General features: G+C 71.8%; 15 protein-coding genes. 10 read left to right on the forward strand and 5 right to left on the reverse strand.

All coding sequences use genetic code 11. The features are described 5' to 3' along the window. Positions 1–111: 111 nt before the first annotated feature. Positions 112–570: a ribonuclease HI gene (gene rnhA, locus L2C96_RS30440; RefSeq protein WP_026153069.1), complete on the reverse strand. Its 459-nt coding sequence runs from the start codon at positions 568–570 to the stop codon at positions 112–114. Between the two features lie 122 nt (positions 571–692). Here rnhA and L2C96_RS30445 point away from each other — a divergent pair, with 122 nt between their 5' ends. Beyond that, positions 693–1,463: a hypothetical protein gene (locus tag L2C96_RS30445; protein WP_237338647.1), complete on the forward strand. Its 771-nt coding sequence runs from the start codon at positions 693–695 to the stop codon at positions 1,461–1,463. 1 nt (position 1,464) lies between these two features. After that, the gene (locus L2C96_RS30450) at positions 1,465–3,315 is read left to right on the forward strand and encodes a DNA/RNA non-specific endonuclease (RefSeq protein WP_237338648.1); all 1,851 of its coding nucleotides are present in this window, start codon (positions 1,465–1,467) and stop codon (positions 3,313–3,315) included. An 18-nt stretch (positions 3,316–3,333) separates the two neighbouring features. Here L2C96_RS30450 and L2C96_RS30455 read toward each other — a convergent pair whose 3' ends face one another. Together L2C96_RS30455 and L2C96_RS30460 are read right to left on the reverse strand one after the other, a co-directional pair. Further along, entirely contained in the window at positions 3,334–3,795 is a 462-nt protein-coding gene (locus L2C96_RS30455; protein ID WP_237338649.1) for an STAS domain-containing protein, read from the reverse strand. Positions 3,796–3,909: 114 nt separating this feature from the next. After that, positions 3,910–4,590: an IclR family transcriptional regulator gene (locus tag L2C96_RS30460; protein WP_020420387.1), complete on the reverse strand. Its 681-nt coding sequence runs from the start codon at positions 4,588–4,590 to the stop codon at positions 3,910–3,912. A 65-nt stretch (positions 4,591–4,655) separates the two neighbouring features. Here L2C96_RS30460 and L2C96_RS30465 point away from each other — a divergent pair, with 65 nt between their 5' ends. The 6 genes from L2C96_RS30465 (at position 4,656) to L2C96_RS30490 (ending at position 10,380) form a co-directional block, all read left to right on the forward strand. Then, entirely contained in the window at positions 4,656–5,855 is a 1,200-nt protein-coding gene (locus tag L2C96_RS30465) for a styrene monooxygenase/indole monooxygenase family protein (RefSeq protein ID WP_237338650.1), read from the forward strand. A 20-nt stretch (positions 5,856–5,875) separates the two neighbouring features. Next, a complete protein-coding gene (locus L2C96_RS30470; RefSeq protein WP_020420389.1) occupies positions 5,876–6,808 on the forward strand; it encodes an AraC-like ligand-binding domain-containing protein in 933 nt (310 codons plus the stop codon). Between the two features lie 79 nt (positions 6,809–6,887). Further along, on the forward strand, positions 6,888–8,318 hold the full coding sequence (locus L2C96_RS30475; protein ID WP_237338651.1) for an aldehyde dehydrogenase family protein: 1,431 nt from the start codon (positions 6,888–6,890) through the stop codon (positions 8,316–8,318). Between the two features lie 14 nt (positions 8,319–8,332). Next, on the forward strand, positions 8,333–9,556 hold the full coding sequence (locus L2C96_RS30480) for a styrene monooxygenase/indole monooxygenase family protein (protein WP_237338652.1): 1,224 nt from the start codon (positions 8,333–8,335) through the stop codon (positions 9,554–9,556). Positions 9,557–9,574: 18 nt separating this feature from the next. Continuing rightward, the gene (locus tag L2C96_RS30485; RefSeq protein WP_020420392.1) at positions 9,575–9,883 is read left to right on the forward strand and encodes an EthD family reductase; all 309 of its coding nucleotides are present in this window, start codon (positions 9,575–9,577) and stop codon (positions 9,881–9,883) included. Then, positions 9,880–10,380 carry a flavin reductase family protein gene (locus tag L2C96_RS30490; protein WP_308191195.1) on the forward strand — a complete coding sequence of 167 codons (501 nt, stop codon included), beginning with the start codon at positions 9,880–9,882 and terminating at the stop codon, positions 10,378–10,380. Before L2C96_RS30485 ends, L2C96_RS30490 begins: the two co-directional genes overlap by 4 nt. 27 nt (positions 10,381–10,407) lie before the next feature. Here L2C96_RS30490 and L2C96_RS30495 read toward each other — a convergent pair whose 3' ends face one another. Then, positions 10,408–12,387, reverse strand: a complete 1,980-nt coding sequence (locus L2C96_RS30495) for a UvrD-helicase domain-containing protein (protein ID WP_237338653.1) — start codon at positions 12,385–12,387, stop codon at positions 10,408–10,410. A 232-nt stretch (positions 12,388–12,619) separates the two neighbouring features. Further along, a complete protein-coding gene (locus L2C96_RS30500) occupies positions 12,620–13,297 on the reverse strand; it encodes an MBL fold metallo-hydrolase (RefSeq protein WP_237338654.1) in 678 nt (225 codons plus the stop codon). Positions 13,298–13,411: 114 nt separating this feature from the next. Between L2C96_RS30500 and L2C96_RS30505 the strand changes: the two genes are divergently transcribed. Continuing rightward, a complete protein-coding gene (locus L2C96_RS30505; RefSeq protein WP_020420396.1) occupies positions 13,412–14,671 on the forward strand; it encodes an acyltransferase family protein in 1,260 nt (419 codons plus the stop codon). 54 nt (positions 14,672–14,725) lie between these two features. After that, positions 14,726–17,581: an excinuclease ABC subunit UvrA gene (uvrA, locus tag L2C96_RS30510; protein ID WP_017981962.1), complete on the forward strand. Its 2,856-nt coding sequence runs from the start codon at positions 14,726–14,728 to the stop codon at positions 17,579–17,581. Positions 17,582–17,700: the final 119 nt, after the last annotated feature.

Consider the following 17,700-nt stretch of genomic DNA (forward strand, 5'->3'; position numbering starts at 1 on the left):
GGGAGATCACCCGCGCCGGGAGATCACCCGCGCCGGGAGATCACCCGCGCCGGGAGATCACCCGCGCCGGGAGAGTCACCCCTCCGCCGGGGGATCACTTCGCGGGGGAAATCACCCGCGCCCGGCGGCTTCCTTCGCGCCGCGCACGGCGAGCTTGTCCGCGCGTTCGTTCTCGGGGTGCCCGGCGTGCCCCTTGACCCAGTGCCACTGCACCTCGTGCGCGCCGATCGCCGCGTCCAGGCGTTGCCACAGGTCCGCGTTCTTCACCGGCTCGCGGCTCGCCGTCTGCCAGCCGTTCGTCTTCCAGCGCGGCATCCACTGCGTGACGCCGTTGCGGACGTAGCTCGAGTCCGTGTACACCCGCACCACCGAGGGCCGCGTCAGCGCCTCGAGCGCGCGGATCGGCGCCATCAGCTCCATGCGGTTGTTCGTCGTCGTGCCGGGTTCGCCGCCGTAGAGCTCCTTCTCGTGCCGCCCGTAGCGCAGCACCGCGCCCCAGCCGCCCGGCCCGGGGTTCCCGCTGCACGCGCCGTCGGTGTAGATGTCCACGACCGGCCCGTCCTCCTGCACGCGCGGAAGCGTAGCAGCGGCAACGAATCGTTCACCCCACGGCCACACCCGATCAAGTAACTTCCGCGCCCCGGGCGCGACTCCAGGAGGAGGCCCTCCGGACTCACCCGCGGGAGTGGATCATGCGTTACCGGCCCATCGGCAGCGATCCCCTGGACGGGCGGCTCGGCCGCTACATCCCGGACGACTGGCGCCACCTGGAGAACTACCCGATCACCGCGCTGCCGGAGGTGGACCGCCCCAGCGCCGTGCCCGTGGTGATCGGCGTCAACTGGTACGAGGCGTTCGACGAGCCGGAACGCGACGAGCGGTCCGGCGAGATCTTCATCGGCCACCGCCGCGACCTCGGCGCCATCCGGGGCGGGCACTGCGTCTGCCTGGAACCGGGCGGCAGCCCCGACACCGACGACTGGTACCGCTTCTACGACCAGGGCAGCGAGGGCGCGTGCGTCGGTTTCGGCTGGTCGCGCTGCATGACCCTGCTGAACAAGGGCCTGTATGCCGCGCGCTGGCTGTGGGACCGCGCCAAGGAACGCGACGAGTGGCCGCAGACCAACCCCGGCGACGACGAGGGCACCTCCGTCCGCGCCGCCGCCGAGGTGCTCGTCGCCGCCGGTCACGTGGACTGGCAGGAGGACTTCGCCAGGGACGACTCGGGCGAGCGCGCCGGCTACGAGCCGGACGTGGCCGACGGAATCCTCGCGTTCCGCTGGGCGACCTCCGCCGCGGAGGTGCACCAGGTGCTGGCCAACTCGCGCGCCGACGAGCTGAACGCGGTGCCGATCCTCAACTCCTGGGGCGGCAACTACCCGCACCGGGTGTGGATGCCCGACGAAGTCCTCGACCGGCTCATCGGCGAAGACGGCGAAGTCGCGATCCCGACGGACCGCTGACATGACCGCCTACCCGGACCGCGACGCGGTCGAGAAGCGCGTGCACGAGCGCGAGGACGAACGCCTGCGCAAGATCGCCATCCTGGCCGAGCCGTTCGGGCTCGCCAGGGCCGACGACCCCGGCCGGGTCGCCACCCGCATCGACCGGCTGAGCCGGTCCCGCCCGGACGTCCGCCCGGTCGACCCGGTCGCGATCGCGGAGGGGGAGGAGGGCGCGCTGCGCGACGCGGGCACCGTGCTGGAGCGGATCATCCGCACCGACGACCTGCTCGGTGTCGGCTACCTCGAAGGCGGGGTGCGCGCGGCGAAGGCGGTGGGCCGCATCTCCATCCGCGACGACCGCGGCCGCCTGCGCGGCTACGGCACCGGATCGCTGGTGTCGCCGGAGCTGCTGCTCACCAACCACCACGTGCTCGCCGACGCCGCGACCGCCGCGTGCAGCGTCGTCGAGTTCGACTACCAGGACGGCGCCGACGGCCTGCCGTTGCCGGTGCGGCTGTTCGCGCTGGACCCGAAGCGGTTCTTCGCGGCCGATCAGGGCCTGGACTTCGCGCTCGTCGCGGTCCGGGCCACCGCCGCGGAACTCGCCGCGTTCGGGTTCAACCGGCTCGTCGAGGCCGAGGGCAAGGCGATCGTCGGCGACTACGTGACGATCGTGCAGCACCCGAACGGCGAGCGGAAGCAGATCGCGTTGCGGGAGAACCGGATCGTCGACGTGCTGGAGCGTTTCCTGCACTACGAGACGGACACCGAACCGGGCTCGTCGGGCTCGCCGGTCTTCAACGACCAGTGGGAGATCGTGGCGCTGCACCACGCCAGCGTCGCCGCGCCGCGGCAGGGCGAACTGGGCGGCGTCGTCAACGAGGGGGTGCGCGTCAGCCGCCTGCTGGCCGCCCTGCGCGCCCGCACGTTCCCGCCCGAGCAGCAGGCCCTGCTGGCCGGCGTGTTCGGCGAGCCGTCGCCGGTGGTGGCCGCGCCCGTCACCGAGGCCATCCGCATCGACCCGGACTACGGCAACCGGTCCGGTTACGACCCGGATTTCCTTGCCGGGCACCGGGTTCCGCTGCCCGAGCTGTCCCCGGACCTGGCGCCGCTGGCCGCGGTGAACCGGCAGGCCACGAGCGAGCCGAAGCACGTGCTGCCCTACCACCACTTCAGCGTGGTGCTGAACAAGCAGCGCCGGCTCGCGTTCTTCACCGCGGTCAACATCGACGGCGCCACGAGCGTCCGGTTGCGCCGCGAGAAGGACAAGTGGTCGCTGGATCCGCGGGTGCCGGAGGAGGAGCAGACCGGTGAGCCGGTCTACGCGGACAACCCGCTCGACCGCGGGCACCTGGTGCGCCGGCTCGACCCGGCGTGGGGGCCGTCGCGGGAAGCGGCGAAGTCGGCCAACGACGACACCTTCCACTTCACCAACTGCACGCCGCAGCACGAGGACTTCAACCAGAACCGCACGACGTGGGCGGGGCTGGAGGACTACGTCCTGGAGAACGCCGACAACCGGGACCTGCGGGTCAGCGTCGTCACCGGCCCGGTGTTCGCCGCCGACGACGACCAGTACCGGGGCGTGCAGCTGCCGCGGCAGTTCTTCAAGGTGGTGGCGATGGTCCGGCAGGACGGCAGCCTGTCGGCCACCGGCTACCTGCTCAGCCAGGAACAGCTGTTGCAGGGCCTGGAGGCCTCGGCCGAGTTCTCCTACGGCGCCTACCGCACGTTCCAGGTGCCGGTCCGGCGCATCGAGGACCTGACCGGGCTGTCGTTCGGCCCGCTCCGCGACGCGGATCCGCTGGGGCAGCAGGAATCGGCGACGACCGCGAAGGAGGTCGGCGGGCCCGCGGACCTGGTCCTCTAGGGCGTCACGCCCGCGGCGTCACCAGGGCGCCCGCCCGACGTTCTGCTCCGCGACGTGCCGCAGCACGATGTCCTCGGCGGGCTCGTCGGCGGCGGGCAGGCTGTGCAGCATCCCCGCCGCGCGCAGCGCGCGTTCGACCGGGCGGGCGCCGGTGCCGGTGATCCGCAGGGCGGCGCCGCGGCGCGCGGCGGCCTGCTGGGTCTCGACGAGCACCGTCAGCCCGGCCGTGCCGAGGAAGGTGACCTCGGACAGGTCCAGCACGAGCAGCGTCACCGGCCCGCGCAAGCGGTGCCCGATGACCGCCGACAGTTCGGGCGCGGTGGCCAGGTCGACGTCGCCGCCGACCTCGACGAGCAGGGTGTGCGGCGCGGGCTGGGACACGTCGACCGTGAACGCGCCGGCGTCCGGGGCCTGGGTCGATCGGGGAACCGGAATGGCCCCCTGCGTGACGGGGGCGGAGCGGGTTTCCGGAGAAGCCATGAGCACGGCCTCCACACTGCGCGGCGAGCGCCTGTCGGATACGTCAAGACGGCTACCTGCTCAACCGCAGGCCCGATGCTACCCCCGCGGCACCACTTCTGCGAGGCGCCCAGGTCAGCGGCCGGCGAGCTGGGCTGCCGCGGCGTGCAGGCCGGTCAGCGCGGCCTCCTCGTCGAGACGGCCGGGCACGAACAGCACGCACGCGCTCGCCACGCGGCCGGCCCGCAGCGAGACGGGCACCGCGAGCGCGCCGATGCCGGGCAGCACCTCGCCGGTGGTGCGCACGTGGCCCAGCTCGCGGGCCAGGGTGACCTCGGGCCGTTCGTTCGGGCGCGGCGGGAGCGCGGCGAGCAGCGCGAGACCGGGCGCGCCGCGCGTGATCGGGTGGCGCACACCCGGCCGGTAGGACACCGGGCCTGCCGCGGCCGGCGGTTCGACGGTGACCAGCGTGAGCGCCTCCTCGCCGTGGGGGACGGCGAGGAACGCGACGGTCCCGGTGGCCTCGGCGACCGGCGTGAGCGCGGAGTGCGCCAGCGACTGCAGGTCCGAGCGCACGGCCGAGGCGACGGTGAGCACGGCCAGGCCCACCTCGTAGCGGCCCGCCGCGTCGCGCTGCAGGTAGCCGTGCGCCTCCAGCGTGCACAGGACGCGGTAGGCGATCGACCGGTGCAGGCCGGTGACCTCGGCGATCGTCGCCGTCGTGCACGGGGCGTGCTCGGCGACGGCCTCGAGCACGGCCAGCCCCCGTTCGAGTGTTTGCAGCCCCGCGCCGCCGACGACCTTGCCTTCTGCCATGCCGCCCTCGTACTGTTCTCTCAGAAATAGAACTCTCTGCTCGATAATAGAGTAAGGACAGCGTCGTGACCACGGTCGGCATCGTCGGGGCGGGCATCGCCGGGCTGCACCTCGGCCTGGCCCTGCGTGCCGCCGACGTCCCGGTCACGCTGTACGCCGACCGGCCCTTCGACGAGCTGGCCGCCGGCCCGCTGCTCAACACGGTCGCCCACCACCACCCGCTGCTGGAACGCGAGCGGGCGCTCGGCGTGCACCACTGGCCCGCGGCGGAGTTCGGATACCGGGCGCACCACCACTGGATCGGCGGCCTCCGCTTCACCGGCCGGTTCACCCACCCGTCGTGCGCCGTCGACCACCGCCTCTACCTGCCGCGGCTGGCCGAGGACCTGGCCGCGCGCGGCGGGCACGTCGAAGTGCGCGAGGCCGGCCCGCGCGACCTGGGCGCGCTGGCCCGGCGGCACGAGCTGCTCGTCGTCGCGTCCGGGCGGGGCGCGCTGAGCGGCCTGTTCCCGCGCCGCCCCGAGCACAGCCCGCACGACGCGCCACGCCGGCTGGTGTGCGCCGGTCTGTACACCGGCATCGCGCCTGCCGAACCGGCCGCGGTCACCATCGGCGTCGCGCCAGGCCAGGGCGAGCTGCTGGAGATCCCGCTGGTGTCCCGGCACGGCCGGGTCACCGCGCTGCTGTTCGAGAACGTGCCGGGCGGCGACCTCGCGGTGCTGAACGAGCTGTCCCCGGCGGAGGACCCGGCGCTGTTCCGCAAGACCGTGGTGGAGAAGCTGCACGAGCACCACCCGGCGACGGCCGAGCGCCTGCTCGGCGACTTCGCCCTCACCGACCCGCGCGACCTGCTGCAGGGCGCGGTCACGCCCGCGGTGCGGGAGGACTTCCTGCCGCTGGGCGACGACAGGTTCGCCCTCGCGCTCGGCGACGCCCACGTCGTCGTCGACCCGGTGATGGGGCAGGGCGCGAACATCGCCGCCTACAGCGCGGCCGCGGTCGCCGCGGAGATCGCCGCCGAAACCGTCTACGACGAGGTGTTCTGCCGCCGGGTCGCGCGGGCGCGCGAGGAGGTTCTGCTGGGCGCGTCGGCGTGGACGAACCTGGTGCTGGACCCGCCGCCGTGGCTCGGCGAGCTGTGGCGGGGCCTGGCGGACGACCCGCGCCGCGCGGACGAGTTCACCGACAACTTCGACCACCCGGACCGGCAGTGGCGCGCGCTGGCCACCCGGCGCCGGGTGCGGGCGTTCCTCGACGGAAGCTGACCGGGAGAGCGGAGGACAACGTGGTCCACACAGCGACGAAGATCCTGAGCACGCGGGCGGCGCCCGGCGGCGAGAGCGTCGACTACTGGCGGCACGTCATCTCCGACGCGTTCGTGCCGCTGGAGGCGGCCGCGCCGGAGCCGTCGTTCCGCGGCGAGGTGCGCATCGACCGCCTCGGCTCGACCTTGGTGTCCAGAGTGGACGCCGGGCCGCACCGCGTCCGCCGCACGAAGGCGATGATCGGCGCGAGCGAACGCGGCTACTACAAGCTGGGCCTGCAGGTGCGGGGCAGCTGCCTGCTCGTGCAGGACGGCCGGGAAGCGCTGCTCGGGCCAGGCGACTTCGCGTTGTACGACACCGACCGGCCCTACACGCTGGCCTTCGGCGAGCCGACCTCGATGGCGGTGTTCATGTTCCCGCGCGAGCGGCTGCGCCTCGGCGCCGGGGGAGCGCGGCAGGTACTGGGGCAGCCGATCCGCGGCGACGACGAGCCGGGTTCGCTGCTGTCGCCGCTGTTCCGCCGGCTGGTGCGCCAGCTGGGCGGCGCCGCGTCGCCGATCCCGCTGGCCGACGCCGTGCTGGACCTGCTGGCCGCGCTGCTGACCGAACAAGCGGGCGCGGCGCCGGATTCGCTCGTCCTGCAGGCCCAGTCCTACATCGACACGCACCTGTCCGATCCGGACCTGTGCCCGGATTCGGTCGCCGCCGCGCTGCACATCTCCACCCGGTACCTGCAGAAGCTGTTCGCCGAGCAGGGCACCGGTGTCGCGAGCTGGATCCGCACCCGGCGGCTGGAGCAGTGCCGCCGCGACCTGTCCCGGCCGGAGCTGACCCGCCCGGTGAGCGCGGTGGGTGCCGCGTGGGGCCTGCCGGACGCGGCACACTTCAGCCGCGCCTTCAAGGCCGCTTACGGGCTCAGCCCTCGGGAGTTCCGCGCCCAGGCGCTGTCCTGACGCCCGGCCGTTCGCGAATCGTCAAGAAGCGTTCGCCTGAGGGAAAGACCGGCAGGGCCGCGCCGCGCAGGATGGTCCCATGAACCTGACCGGGCAACTGCTCATCGGCGGCGAGTGGACGGCCGCAGCGGGCGGAGGCGTATTCGAGACCGTCGACCCGGCCACCGCGCGGCCCATCGGCACGGTCGCCGACGCGCGACAGGCCGATGTAGACAGTGCCGTCGCCGCCGCCCGCGCCGCGTTCGAACCGTGGCGCCGCCTCAGCCCCGCCGCCCGCGCGCGCATCCTGTGGCGCGTCGGCGACCTGATCGACGAGCACGCCGACGAACTGGCCGCGCTGGAGACCCGCGACCAGGGGCAGCCGATCGGCATCGCGCGGAACGTCCCGGTCGCCGCGGCCGCCGAGCACTTCCGCTACTACGCGGGCTGGGTCACCAAGATCGAGGGCGAAACCTCGCCGGTGTCCGTCCCGGACGTCCTCCAGTACACCCGCCGCGAGCCGGTCGGCGTGTGCGCGCTCATCACGCCGTGGAACTTCCCGCTGATGATCGCGTCCTGGAAGCTCGCCCCGGCGCTCGCCTGCGGCAACACCGTCGTCGTCAAGCCCGCCGAGCAGACCCCGCTCACCACGTTGCGCCTGGCGCGGCTGATGGTCGACGCCGGTGTCCCGGCCGGCGTGCTCAACGTCCTCACCGGCGGCCCGGAGGCCGGCCGCGCACTGGTGGACCACCCGGACGTGGACAAGGTGTCGTTCACCGGCTCCACCGACGTCGGCCGCGAGATCGTCCGCGGCAGCGCGGGCAACCTCAAGCGGGTGTCGCTGGAACTGGGCGGCAAGGCGCCCGCCGTCGTCCTGCCCGACGCCGACCTGCCCGCCGCGGTCCAGGGCTGCCTGCAGGGCGCGCTGCTCAACTCCGGCCAGGTGTGCGCCGCCTACACCCGGTTCTACGTGCACAGCTCCCTGGTGGACGAGTTCGGCGACCGGCTCGCGCGGGCCGCCGAGAAGATGGTCATCGGCCCCGGCCTGGACCCCACGACCCAGCTGGGCCCGCTCGTCTCGGCCGACCACCTGTCCGCTGTGGACACGGCCGTGCGCAAGGCCGCCGCCGAGGGCGCCCGCATCGCCACCGGCGGCGAAACCACCGGCAGCGACGGCTACTTCTACCGCCCGACCGTCCTCACCGGAGTCACCGACGACATGGCCGTCGCCCGCGACGAGATCTTCGGCCCGGTGCTCGCGGTGCTGCCGTTCGACGACACCGACGAAGTGGTGCACCGCGCCAACGACACCGAATACGGCCTCGCCGCGTCCGTGTGGACCCGCGACGTCAGCGCCGCGCACCGGCTCGCCGACGCCATCCGCGCCGGCACCGTCTTCATCAACATGCCCAACCCCGTCGACGCGGCGGCGCCGTGGGGCGGGTTCAAGTCCAGCGGGTGGGGCCGCGAGATGGGCAGGCACGCCATCGAGCTGTACACCGAGATCAAGAGCGTCTGGACCCACCTGTGAGGAGAGGAGCGACCATGCCGAACATCGGCATCATCGGCGCCGGGATCGCCGGCCTGCAGCTGGGACTGCTGCTGCGCAAGCACGACGTCCCGGTGACGATCTACACCGACAAGACCGCGGCCCAGCTGGCCGGCGGGCGGCTGCTCAACAGCGTCGCCCACCACGCGCCGACGCTGAAGCGCGAGCGCGAGCTGGGCATCGACTTCTGGCCGGTGGAGGAGTACGGCTACTCCTGCCACCACCACTACGTCGGCGGTCCCGAGCCGATGTCCTGGCGCGGCGACTTCGCCGAGTGGTCCAGCGCCGTCGACTACCGCCTCTACCTGCCCAAGCTCACCGAGGCGTTCGAGGAGCGCGGCGGGCGGCTGGAGGTCCGGACGCTGCAGGCCGAGGACATCGAGCCGATCGCCGACCGGCACGACCTGCTCGTCGTCGCCGCCGGTCGGGGCGCGTTCGCCGCGTTGTTCCCGCGCCGCCCGGAGCTGAGCCCGTATGACGGGCCGCAGCGGATCCTGTCCGTCGGCCTTTACCAGGGCATCACCTACTCGGAGCCGAAGGGCGTCACCATCAGCGCCTCGCCCGGGCACGGCGAGCTGCTGGAGATCCCGATGTACGGCAAGGACGGGTTCACCACCGCGCTGCTGTTCGAGAACGTGCCGGGCGGCGACCTGGAGATCCTCGGCCGCCAGTCCTACGACGCCGACCCGAAGGCGTACGAGCGGCTCGTGCTGGACAAGCTCGCCAAGCACCACCCGCAGACGTTCGAACGCGTCGACCCGGCGAGCTTCGCGCTGACCGGCCCGCTGGACATCCTGCAGGGCGCGCTGACGCCGACCGTGCGGCAGGACTACGCGAAGCTGCCGAACGGCAAGTTCGCGCTGGCGATCGGCGACGTGCACACCGTGGTCGACCCGGTCGTCGGGCAGGGCGCGAACTCGGCGTCGCACTCCGCGTGGGTGACCGGGCACGCGATCCTGGAGGACTACGGGTTCGACGAGCTGTTCTGCCAGGACGTGGCCGCGCGCCGCGCCGACGTCGTGCTGGGCGCGGCGAACTGGACCAACCTGATGATCGGCCCGCCGCCGGAGCACCTGCTGCGCCTGTTCGGCGCGATGCACGCGGACAAGGCGATCGCCGACGAGTTCACCAACAACTTCGACTACCCGGACCGGCAGTGGCGCATCCTCGCCACCGCCGAGCGCACGAACGAGTTCCTGGCCCGCCACGCGAAGGCCTGAGGAAGGGAGTTTTTCCGCATGTACCGGCTGACCGTGTTGTACCCGCCGCCGGCGGACCCGGAGCACTTCAAGCAGTACTACGTCAGCACGCACCTGCCGCTCGCGGCGCAGCTGCCCGGCCTGCGGGCCATGCGGTACAGCTTCGACGTGGCCGCGATGGGCGGGGAGAGCCCGTACTTCGCGATCTGGGAGGGCGAATTCGACTCGGCGGAGGCGATGGCCGCGGCGATGTCGTCGGAGCAGGGCCAGGCTGTGGCCGGGGACGTGCCGAACTACGCGACGGGCGGGGCGCAGATCCTGCACTACGCGCCCGTCGAAGGCTCGTGACCGTGGGCGTGGCGACCGACCCGCGCCGGTTCCGCACGGCGATGGGCCGGTTCGCCACCGGGGTCACGGTGATCACGACGCGGACCGCCGAGGGGCACGTGCACGGCATGACCGCGAACGGGTTCCTGTCGGTGTCGCTGGACCCGCCGCTGATCCTGGTGTCGCTCGGCGCCTGCACCATGGCGCGGCACCTCGAGGCGGGCGACCGGTACGCGGTGACCGTGCTGTCCGCGGAGCAGGAGGAGGTGTCCCGCCACTTCGGCGGGCGCCCGTCCCTGTCGGTGGAGTTCACGTCGGAGGGCGGGTACGACTTCGTCCCCGGCGGCCTGGCGTTCATCGGCTGCCGGATCGTGGACCGCCACCCCGCCGGGGACCACACGCTGTTCCTCGGGGAGGTCGAGCACCTGGCCTACCGGGACGGCGCACCGCTGCTCTTCTACACCGGCTCGTACCGGACACTGCACGCCGGCCTGACGGAGGACGTGTTCTTCTACTGAGCGAGACCGCCGGCTGGGCTTGACGTTTCAGCCGGCGGTTCCGGCGGTGGGTTCGCAGACGCTACCCCACCACACGAAATCCCGTGCCCGCGTGGCGGCCACAAGACGCTGCCTGTTCCGCAACTCGGTGGATTCCTCTCGCGCAGCGCTGCTCGGCCTGTCCCCGCCGTCGAACTGCACCACCAGGACTGCGCGGAACTCGAGTCCTTTCGCGCGGTGCACGGTGCCGATCTTCAGCCGGTCGTCGGGCGCGCCGGTGTAGTCCTCGAGGGGCAGGGTCGCGATTCCGGCCTCGTGCAGGAGTTTCCGGCACCGAACAAGGTCCCGGTGGTGGAACACGATCAGGGCGGTCTGCCCGAGCGGCGCCGGCATGGTCGCGATCTGATCCAGTAGCGCGGCGGGAAGCTCGGCGGCGGGGCCGGACCAGGACCGGCACTCACCTCCGCCGTTGATCGCCTCGACCTGGCCGAGAACGACTCCCGGCCCGCCGTCGAGATCGTCGACCTCGTTGGTCGCGTCCAGACCCCGCGCGAAGTCGAGCACGCCCCTGCGGTTGCGGTAGTTGACCCGGAGGACCTCACCTCGTCCTTGAACCGGGATGCCGGCGTCGGAGAGCCGCCAGCCGCCCGGGTAGACCTGCTGTTGCCCGTCGCCGACGAGCAACAAGCGGTTCGGTCCATCACCGGCCAGACGTCGCAACAGCCGGAGCCCGGTCAGGGTGATGTCCTGCACCTCGTCGACGGCGATCGCGGCGTAGCCCTGGGCCAGGGGCTCCCGGCGGAGTTCGACGTCCCCGAGCTGGATCATGTCGTTGTAGTCGTGCAGGTCGCGCTCGGCGAGCTTGGCCTGGTAGGTCTCGTAGAGCTCCCAGACGAGCTCCTTGTGGCGCGCGTCCAGCCGCAGTTTCCGGCCTCGCCGGGGAGCGTGGAGGTATTCCTCGAACGTGGTCAGCCCTCGGCCTTTGATGACGCGATCGACCTCCGCCCGCCAGTAGTCGATCGACGGTTCGAGCTCCCGCAGGCTCGCGCGGTGCACGGTCCAGGCACGGGCGAAGGCCGTGTTGATGCCGCGGGTGCTGACCCGGACCGCACGTCCACGGGACTGGAGGAAGCGTCGAAGCCAGGCGTGCAGATGCAGGAACTCGACGCGTTCGGCGACTTCGGGCGCGAGCCGCCGGAAGGACGCCGCGTGCACGGTGGGAAGGTTCCGGACGAACGTGGTGAACAGGAGCGGCCCGGTGCTGTTCCGCGCGAGGCGGCGCAACCTGTGCAGCACCACCACCGTCTTCCCGGTTCCGGCCGGACCGCTGATTCTGGCCGGCCCGTTGTAGTCGCGAGCCACGATCGCGTGCTGGTGCGGGTGCAGGAACGTCAGCCAGCTGTCGAAGGGGCGTGCTTGCGCCGCTTCGACCTCGTTCTCCGCGAGGCTCGCCGCATCGAGCAGACCGGCGGTCTCGGGCCGCGCCTCGGGCGGCTCCACCGCCAGGCGTGCGTAACCGGAGAGGAGATCCCCCGCCTGCCGTGCGACGACGTCCACCTGACGCCGGGTGAGGTGGGCGTCTTCGCGGCGGAACAACCGCGCGAGGTCGGTCTCCGGCAGCGACCAGTGCGGCCCGGCCGCCCGGGCCGTTCGCCCCGCGCCCGTCCCAGGGCCGACGATGACGCGATGAATCGCGCTGACCGGCACGACTCGTCCACGTTGGTCTGTAATGCCCGCGCAGCGTTCTTCGGCGTAGCGGAACACCGTCCGCGCGGTCTGCTCGCGCACGCGCTCTTCAGTGATGATCAGGGCAAAGATGCCGTTGGCGTTGACGAGGAACGCGTCGGGCCTGTTCCCGGCACGTTCGTGCAGGTCTTCGCGGACGAAGAGGTGCGCGTTTCCCACCGTGCGGGCCAGTAGCGCGCCGAGGACCCTGCGTGGCAGGGAATCGAGCCGGGGGAAGCTCGACTCCAGCAACCGGACCGATTCCTGATACACGCGGCGTTCGGCGTGCTTGCTCAGGTTCACGCGATCTCCCGAAGTCGCCACTTACCGCATGCACGCTATTACGCTGCGCGCTGGTCAGCGCTCGGATCTCGAGGCTTCACTCGGATGGCGCAGGAGAATGTCCGGGTTGAGCGCGGACGTTCCGGGCCGGCGAAATCGGCCGCTTGCCGGCTGGGCGCGGCCCACCGCGGGGACGAGGGGCGCGCCGACGGGGACGCGCCCCTCATCTACCCGATGAAGAGCGGTCGGGCGATCACCAACCGCGCTCGCGCCACTCCGCCAGCTTCGGCCGCTCCGCGCCGAGCGTCGAGTCGTCCCCGTGGCCCGGGTAGAACCACGTCTCGTCCGGCAGCCGGCCGAACACCCGCGTCTCCACGTCGCCCAGCAGGGACTGGAAGTCCTCCGGCGAGTTCGTCTTCCCGACGCCGCCGGGGAACAGCGAATCGCCCGTGAAGAGGTGCGTGCTGCCGTCCGTGTCGCGGTACAACAACGCGATCGAGCCCGGAGTGTGCCCCCTCAGGTGAATCACCTCGAGCGTGCAGTCACCCACCGTGAGGGTGTCGCCGTCCTCGACCAGGAAGTCCGGGGGGACCGGCAGCACCGAAGCGTCCAACGGGTGAGCCGCCGTGTTCGCTCCGTACGCGCCCGCCACCGCGCCCAGCGCCTGCCAGTGGTCGGCGTGCTGGTGGGTGGTCACGATCGTGCGCAGCGCGGGACGGTCGGGCCCGTGACCGATGAGGTCCGAGATCCGCTCCGGGTCCGCCGCGGCGTCGATCAGCAGCGCCTCGTTCTGCCTGCGGCAAACCAGCAGGTAGGCGTTGTTGTCCATGGGGCCGACCGACAGCTTGGTGATGGCCAGCCGGTCCAGCACGCGCCGGGCCGCGTCCCCGCCCGGCTCCACGTGGCCGGTGTAGTCCTCTACGACGTTCACGCCGCCAACCGTAGTCGCCGCGCCACATCGCGTTCCACCCGTTCAGGTTGGTCTCGGATCGGTAACGTAGGCTCCGAGCGTCCCCGAACCCGATCTTGCGAGACGCCCCGAGACGTGCCGAGCTTCCTCCCCGAGAACCCCCGCGCCAGCACCCGCCGCATCAGCTGGGACGCCGTCCGCGTCCTGGCGGTCCTGGCCGTGATGCTGGGTCACATCACCCACCAGGGCCCGCTGGCCCACACCGAGCTGAACGACTACCCGGTCAAGGTCACCGCCCAGTTCGGCGCCGCGATCCTGATGGTCGTCTCCGCGTTCTTCGTGTGCCAGACCGTCCGGCGCGGCGACAGCGGGCGGTGGATGTGGAAGAAGGCCGCCCGGCTCGTCCCGCCGTACCTGGTCGCGGTGCTGCTGACCTACTTCGTGATGCGCTGGGCGGACGCCTCGTTCAACGGCCAGGAGTTCGGCAGCCACTGGTGGGACAAGCTGTTCGGCCCCACCACCGACGGCGTGGCCTGGGCGAGCTCCTGGTACGTGCCCGTCGGCTGGGACCTCCTCGTCAACCTGACCATGATCCAGGGCTGGCACCAGGGGTTCATCTGGCTCGACGGCTCCTACTGGACGCTGCCCGTCCAGCTGATGGTCTTCGCCGGCGCCGCGCTGCTGTGGTCGCGCACCCCCTGGTTCCGGTCGCCGCACGCGGCGCGGCACGCGAAGCTGCTCGCCTGGGCGATGGTCGTCGTCCCGCTCGTCCTGCGGTTCTGGGTGTTCGGCGTCACGAACACCTCACCGTGGGCGTTCGCCGTCGTCTTCGGGTTCGGGCTGCACCGGCTGCACGCGTTCGCCGCCGGCGTCGCGGTGTGGCTCTGGTCGCGCGACCGGTTGTCCACGCCGCACCTGGCGCTGCTGCTCGCCGCCGTCGTGGCCGCGCAGGACCTGCACCTCTACCCGTTCCACGTGGCGTTGCCCACGGACCCGTCGCGGCTGCCCTCCATCATCGGATTCGCGCTGGTGCTCGTCCTGGTGTGCGCCGCGGCGAAGGGCCCGGACTGGACGTTCCTGCGCCCGCTGGCGCCGGTCATCGGCTGGTTCGCCGGAATTTCCTACGGCGTGTACCTGTTGCACCAGGAGCTGGGCTACATCCTGGCCAAGGCGCTGCAACTCGCGGGACTGCCGGGCTGGGCGCGGCTGCCGCTCGTGCTGGGGGCGGCGATCGGCGCCGGATGGCTGCTCACGAAGTTCGTCGAACGGCCGGCCCACCGCTGGCTGACCACGCCGCGCGGCGCCACCGCGCCGCCGCCCCGGAGGGCTCCGGACGACCTCGTCCGCGAGGAGCCGACCGGTCCGGCTCCGGTTTCTGTCGGTGGGTCGTCCTAGCATGGATGCGGCTGGCTGATCCGGCCGTCACATTCCAGGGAAGGGACCTCATCCGTGGCTGATCGCCTCGTTGTTCGCGGTGCGCGCGAGCACAACCTCCGCGGCGTCGACCTCGACCTGCCCCGGGACAGCCTGATCGTGTTCACCGGCCTGTCCGGGTCGGGCAAGTCGAGCCTGGCCTTCGACACGATCTTCGCCGAGGGGCAGCGGCGGTACGTGGAGTCGCTGTCGGCGTACGCCCGGCAGTTCCTGGGGCAGATGGACAAGCCGGACGTCGACTTCATCGAGGGCCTGTCGCCCGCGGTGTCGATCGACCAGAAGTCCACCTCGCGCAACCCGCGCTCCACCGTGGGCACCATCACCGAGGTCTACGACTACCTCCGGCTCCTCTACGCGCGCGCGGGCAAGCCGCACTGCCCGCAGTGCGGTGAGCCGATCAGCAAGCAGACCCCGCAGCAGATCGTCGACCAGGTGCTGGCCATGGAGCAGGGCACCCGGTTCCAGGTGCTCGCGCCGGTCGTGCGCGGCCGCAAGGGCGAGTACCTCGACCTGTTCAGCAACCTCCAGCAGCAGGGCTACTCGCGGGCGCGCATCGACGGGCAGGTGTACCAGCTCACCGACCCGCCGAAGCTGAAGAAGCAGGAGAAGCACCACATCGGCGTCGTGGTCGACCGGCTGACGGTCAAGTCCTCGGCGAAGCAGCGGCTGACCGACTCGGTCGAGACCGCGCTGCGCCTGGCGGACGGGCTGGTCGAGCTGGAGTTCGTCGACCTGCCGGAGGGCGACCCGCACCGCATCCGCGGGTTCTCCGAGAACCTCGCCTGCCCGAACGGCCACCCGCTGGCCATCGAGGACCTCGAGCCGCGCTCGTTCTCGTTCAACTCGCCCTACGGCGCGTGCCCGGAGTGCACCGGCATCGGCATCCGCAAGGAGGTCGACCCGGAGCTGGTGGTGCCCGACGACGAGCTGTCGCTGGCCGACGGCGCGATCGCGCCCTGGTCGGGCGGGCAGAGCGCCGAGTACTTCCAGCGGCTGCTGGAGTCGCTGTCGGAGACCATCGGCTTCCGCATGGACACGCCGTGGCGCAAGCTGCCCGCGAAGGCGCAGAAGGCGGTCCTGCACGGCGTCGACGAGCAGGTCCACGTCCGCTACCGCAACCGCTACGGCCGCCAGCGCAGCTACTACGCGAGCTTCGAGGGCGTCATCCCGTTCCTGGAGCGGCGGCTGGACCAGACCGAGTCCGAGTACATGCGCGAGCGGTACGAGGGCTACATGCGCGAGGTGCCGTGCCCGGCGTGCCAGGGCAGCAGGCTCAAGCCGGAGATCCTCGCGGTCACCCTGGAGCACGCCGAGCGCGGCGAGCGGTCGATCGCCGAGGTGTGCGCCCTGTCCATCGAGGAGGCCTCGGAGTTCCTCGACGGCCTCAAGCTGGGGCAGCGCGAGGCGATGATCGCCGGCGCGGTGCTGAAGGAGATCCAGGCGCGGCTGCGCTTCCTGCTCGACGTCGGCCTGAACTACCTGTCGCTGGACCGCGCGTCGGCCACGCTGTCCGGTGGCGAGGCCCAGCGCATCCGGCTGGCCACCCAGATCGGGTCCGGGCTGGTGGGCGTGCTGTACGTGCTGGACGAGCCGTCGATCGGCCTGCACCAGCGCGACAACCGCCGCCTGATCGACACGCTGACCAGGCTGCGCGACCTGGGCAACACGCTGATCGTCGTCGAGCACGACGAGGACACCATCCGCGCCAGCGACTGGGTGGTCGACATCGGCCCCGGCGCGGGCGAGCACGGCGGGCACATCGTCCACAGCGGACCGTTCGCGAAGCTGCTCAAGAACAAGAAGTCGCTGACCGGCCAGTACCTGTCCGGTCAGGAGGTCATCCCGGTGCCGGCGATCCGGCGGCCGGCGAACAAGAAGCGGCAGCTGACCGTGGTCGGCGCGCGGGAGCACAACCTGCGCGGCGTGGACGTGTCGTTCCCGCTGGGCTGCCTGGTGTCGGTCACCGGCGTGTCCGGGTCGGGCAAGTCGACGCTGGTCAACGACATCCTCGCCACGGTGCTGGCGAACAAGCTCAACGGCGCCCGCCAGGTGCCGGGACGGCACACCCGCGTGCGCGGCCTGGACCACGTGGACAAGCTGGTGCGCGTCGACCAGTCGCCGATCGGCCGCACGCCGCGGTCCAACCCGGCGACCTACACGGGTGTGTGGGACCACGTGCGCAAGCTGTTCGCGGCCACCACCGAGGCGAAGGTGCGCGGCTACCAGCCGGGCCGGTTCTCGTTCAACGTCAAGGGCGGCCGCTGCGAGGCGTGCGCGGGCGACGGCACGATCAAGATCGAGATGAACTTCCTGCCCGACGTGTACGTGCCGTGCGAGGTCTGCAAGGGCGCCCGGTACAACCGCGAGACGCTCGAGGTGCACTACAAGGGCAAGACGGTCTCCGACGTCCTCGACATGCCGATCGAGGAGGCCGCCGAGTTCTTCGAGCCGATCAAGGCGATCCACCGGCACCTGCAGACGCTGGTCGACGTCGGCCTCGGCTACGTGCGGCTGGGCCAGCCCGCGCCGACGCTGTCCGGCGGCGAGGCGCAGCGCGTGAAGCTCGCGTCCGAGCTGCAGAAGCGCTCGACCGGCAAGACGGTGTACATCCTCGACGAGCCGACCACCGGCCTGCACTTCGAGGACATCCGCAAGCTGCTCGGCGTCATCAACGGCCTGGTGGACAAGGGCAACAGCGTGATCGTGATCGAGCACAACCTCGACGTGATCAAGACTTCCGACTGGGTCATCGACCTGGGCCCGGAAGGCGGCTCCGGCGGAGGCACCGTCGTCGCCGAGGGCACACCGGAGCACGTCGCCACGGTCGAAGGCAGCTACACGGGCAAGTTCCTGCAGGAACTGCTGAACTGATTCGGGCGCGCCGCGCGGCCGGCCAGCCGCGCGGCGCGTTCCCGGCCGCGTCCGGACAGTGCGGTGCCGGGCGCACCGGCGCCGCGCCCGGCTGGTGACCGTCGTGGGCGGCGATCCGC

This window comes from Amycolatopsis tucumanensis (assembly GCF_021654135.1).
GTDB classification, from domain to species: Bacteria; Actinomycetota; Actinomycetes; order Mycobacteriales; family Pseudonocardiaceae; genus Amycolatopsis_E; species Amycolatopsis_E tucumanensis.

What these genes read in the sequence shown, in the direction of transcription:
- L2C96_RS30445 (WP_237338647.1), top strand. Translation starts at nt 693, where the DNA reads ATGCGTTACCGGCCCATCGGCAGCGATCCCCTGGACGGGCGGCTCGGC.
- L2C96_RS30480 (WP_237338652.1), top strand. Translation starts at nt 8,333, where the DNA reads ATGCCGAACATCGGCATCATCGGCGCCGGGATCGCCGGCCTGCAGCTG.
- L2C96_RS30455 (WP_237338649.1), bottom strand. Translation starts at nt 3,795, where the DNA reads ATGGCTTCTCCGGAAACCCGCTCCGCCCCCGTCACGCAGGGGGCCATT.
- L2C96_RS30475 (WP_237338651.1), top strand. Translation starts at nt 6,888, where the DNA reads ATGAACCTGACCGGGCAACTGCTCATCGGCGGCGAGTGGACGGCCGCA.
- L2C96_RS30460 (WP_020420387.1), bottom strand. Translation starts at nt 4,590, where the DNA reads ATGGCAGAAGGCAAGGTCGTCGGCGGCGCGGGGCTGCAAACACTCGAA.
- L2C96_RS30450 (WP_237338648.1), top strand. Translation starts at nt 1,465, where the DNA reads ATGACCGCCTACCCGGACCGCGACGCGGTCGAGAAGCGCGTGCACGAG.
- L2C96_RS30485 (WP_020420392.1), top strand. Translation starts at nt 9,575, where the DNA reads ATGTACCGGCTGACCGTGTTGTACCCGCCGCCGGCGGACCCGGAGCAC.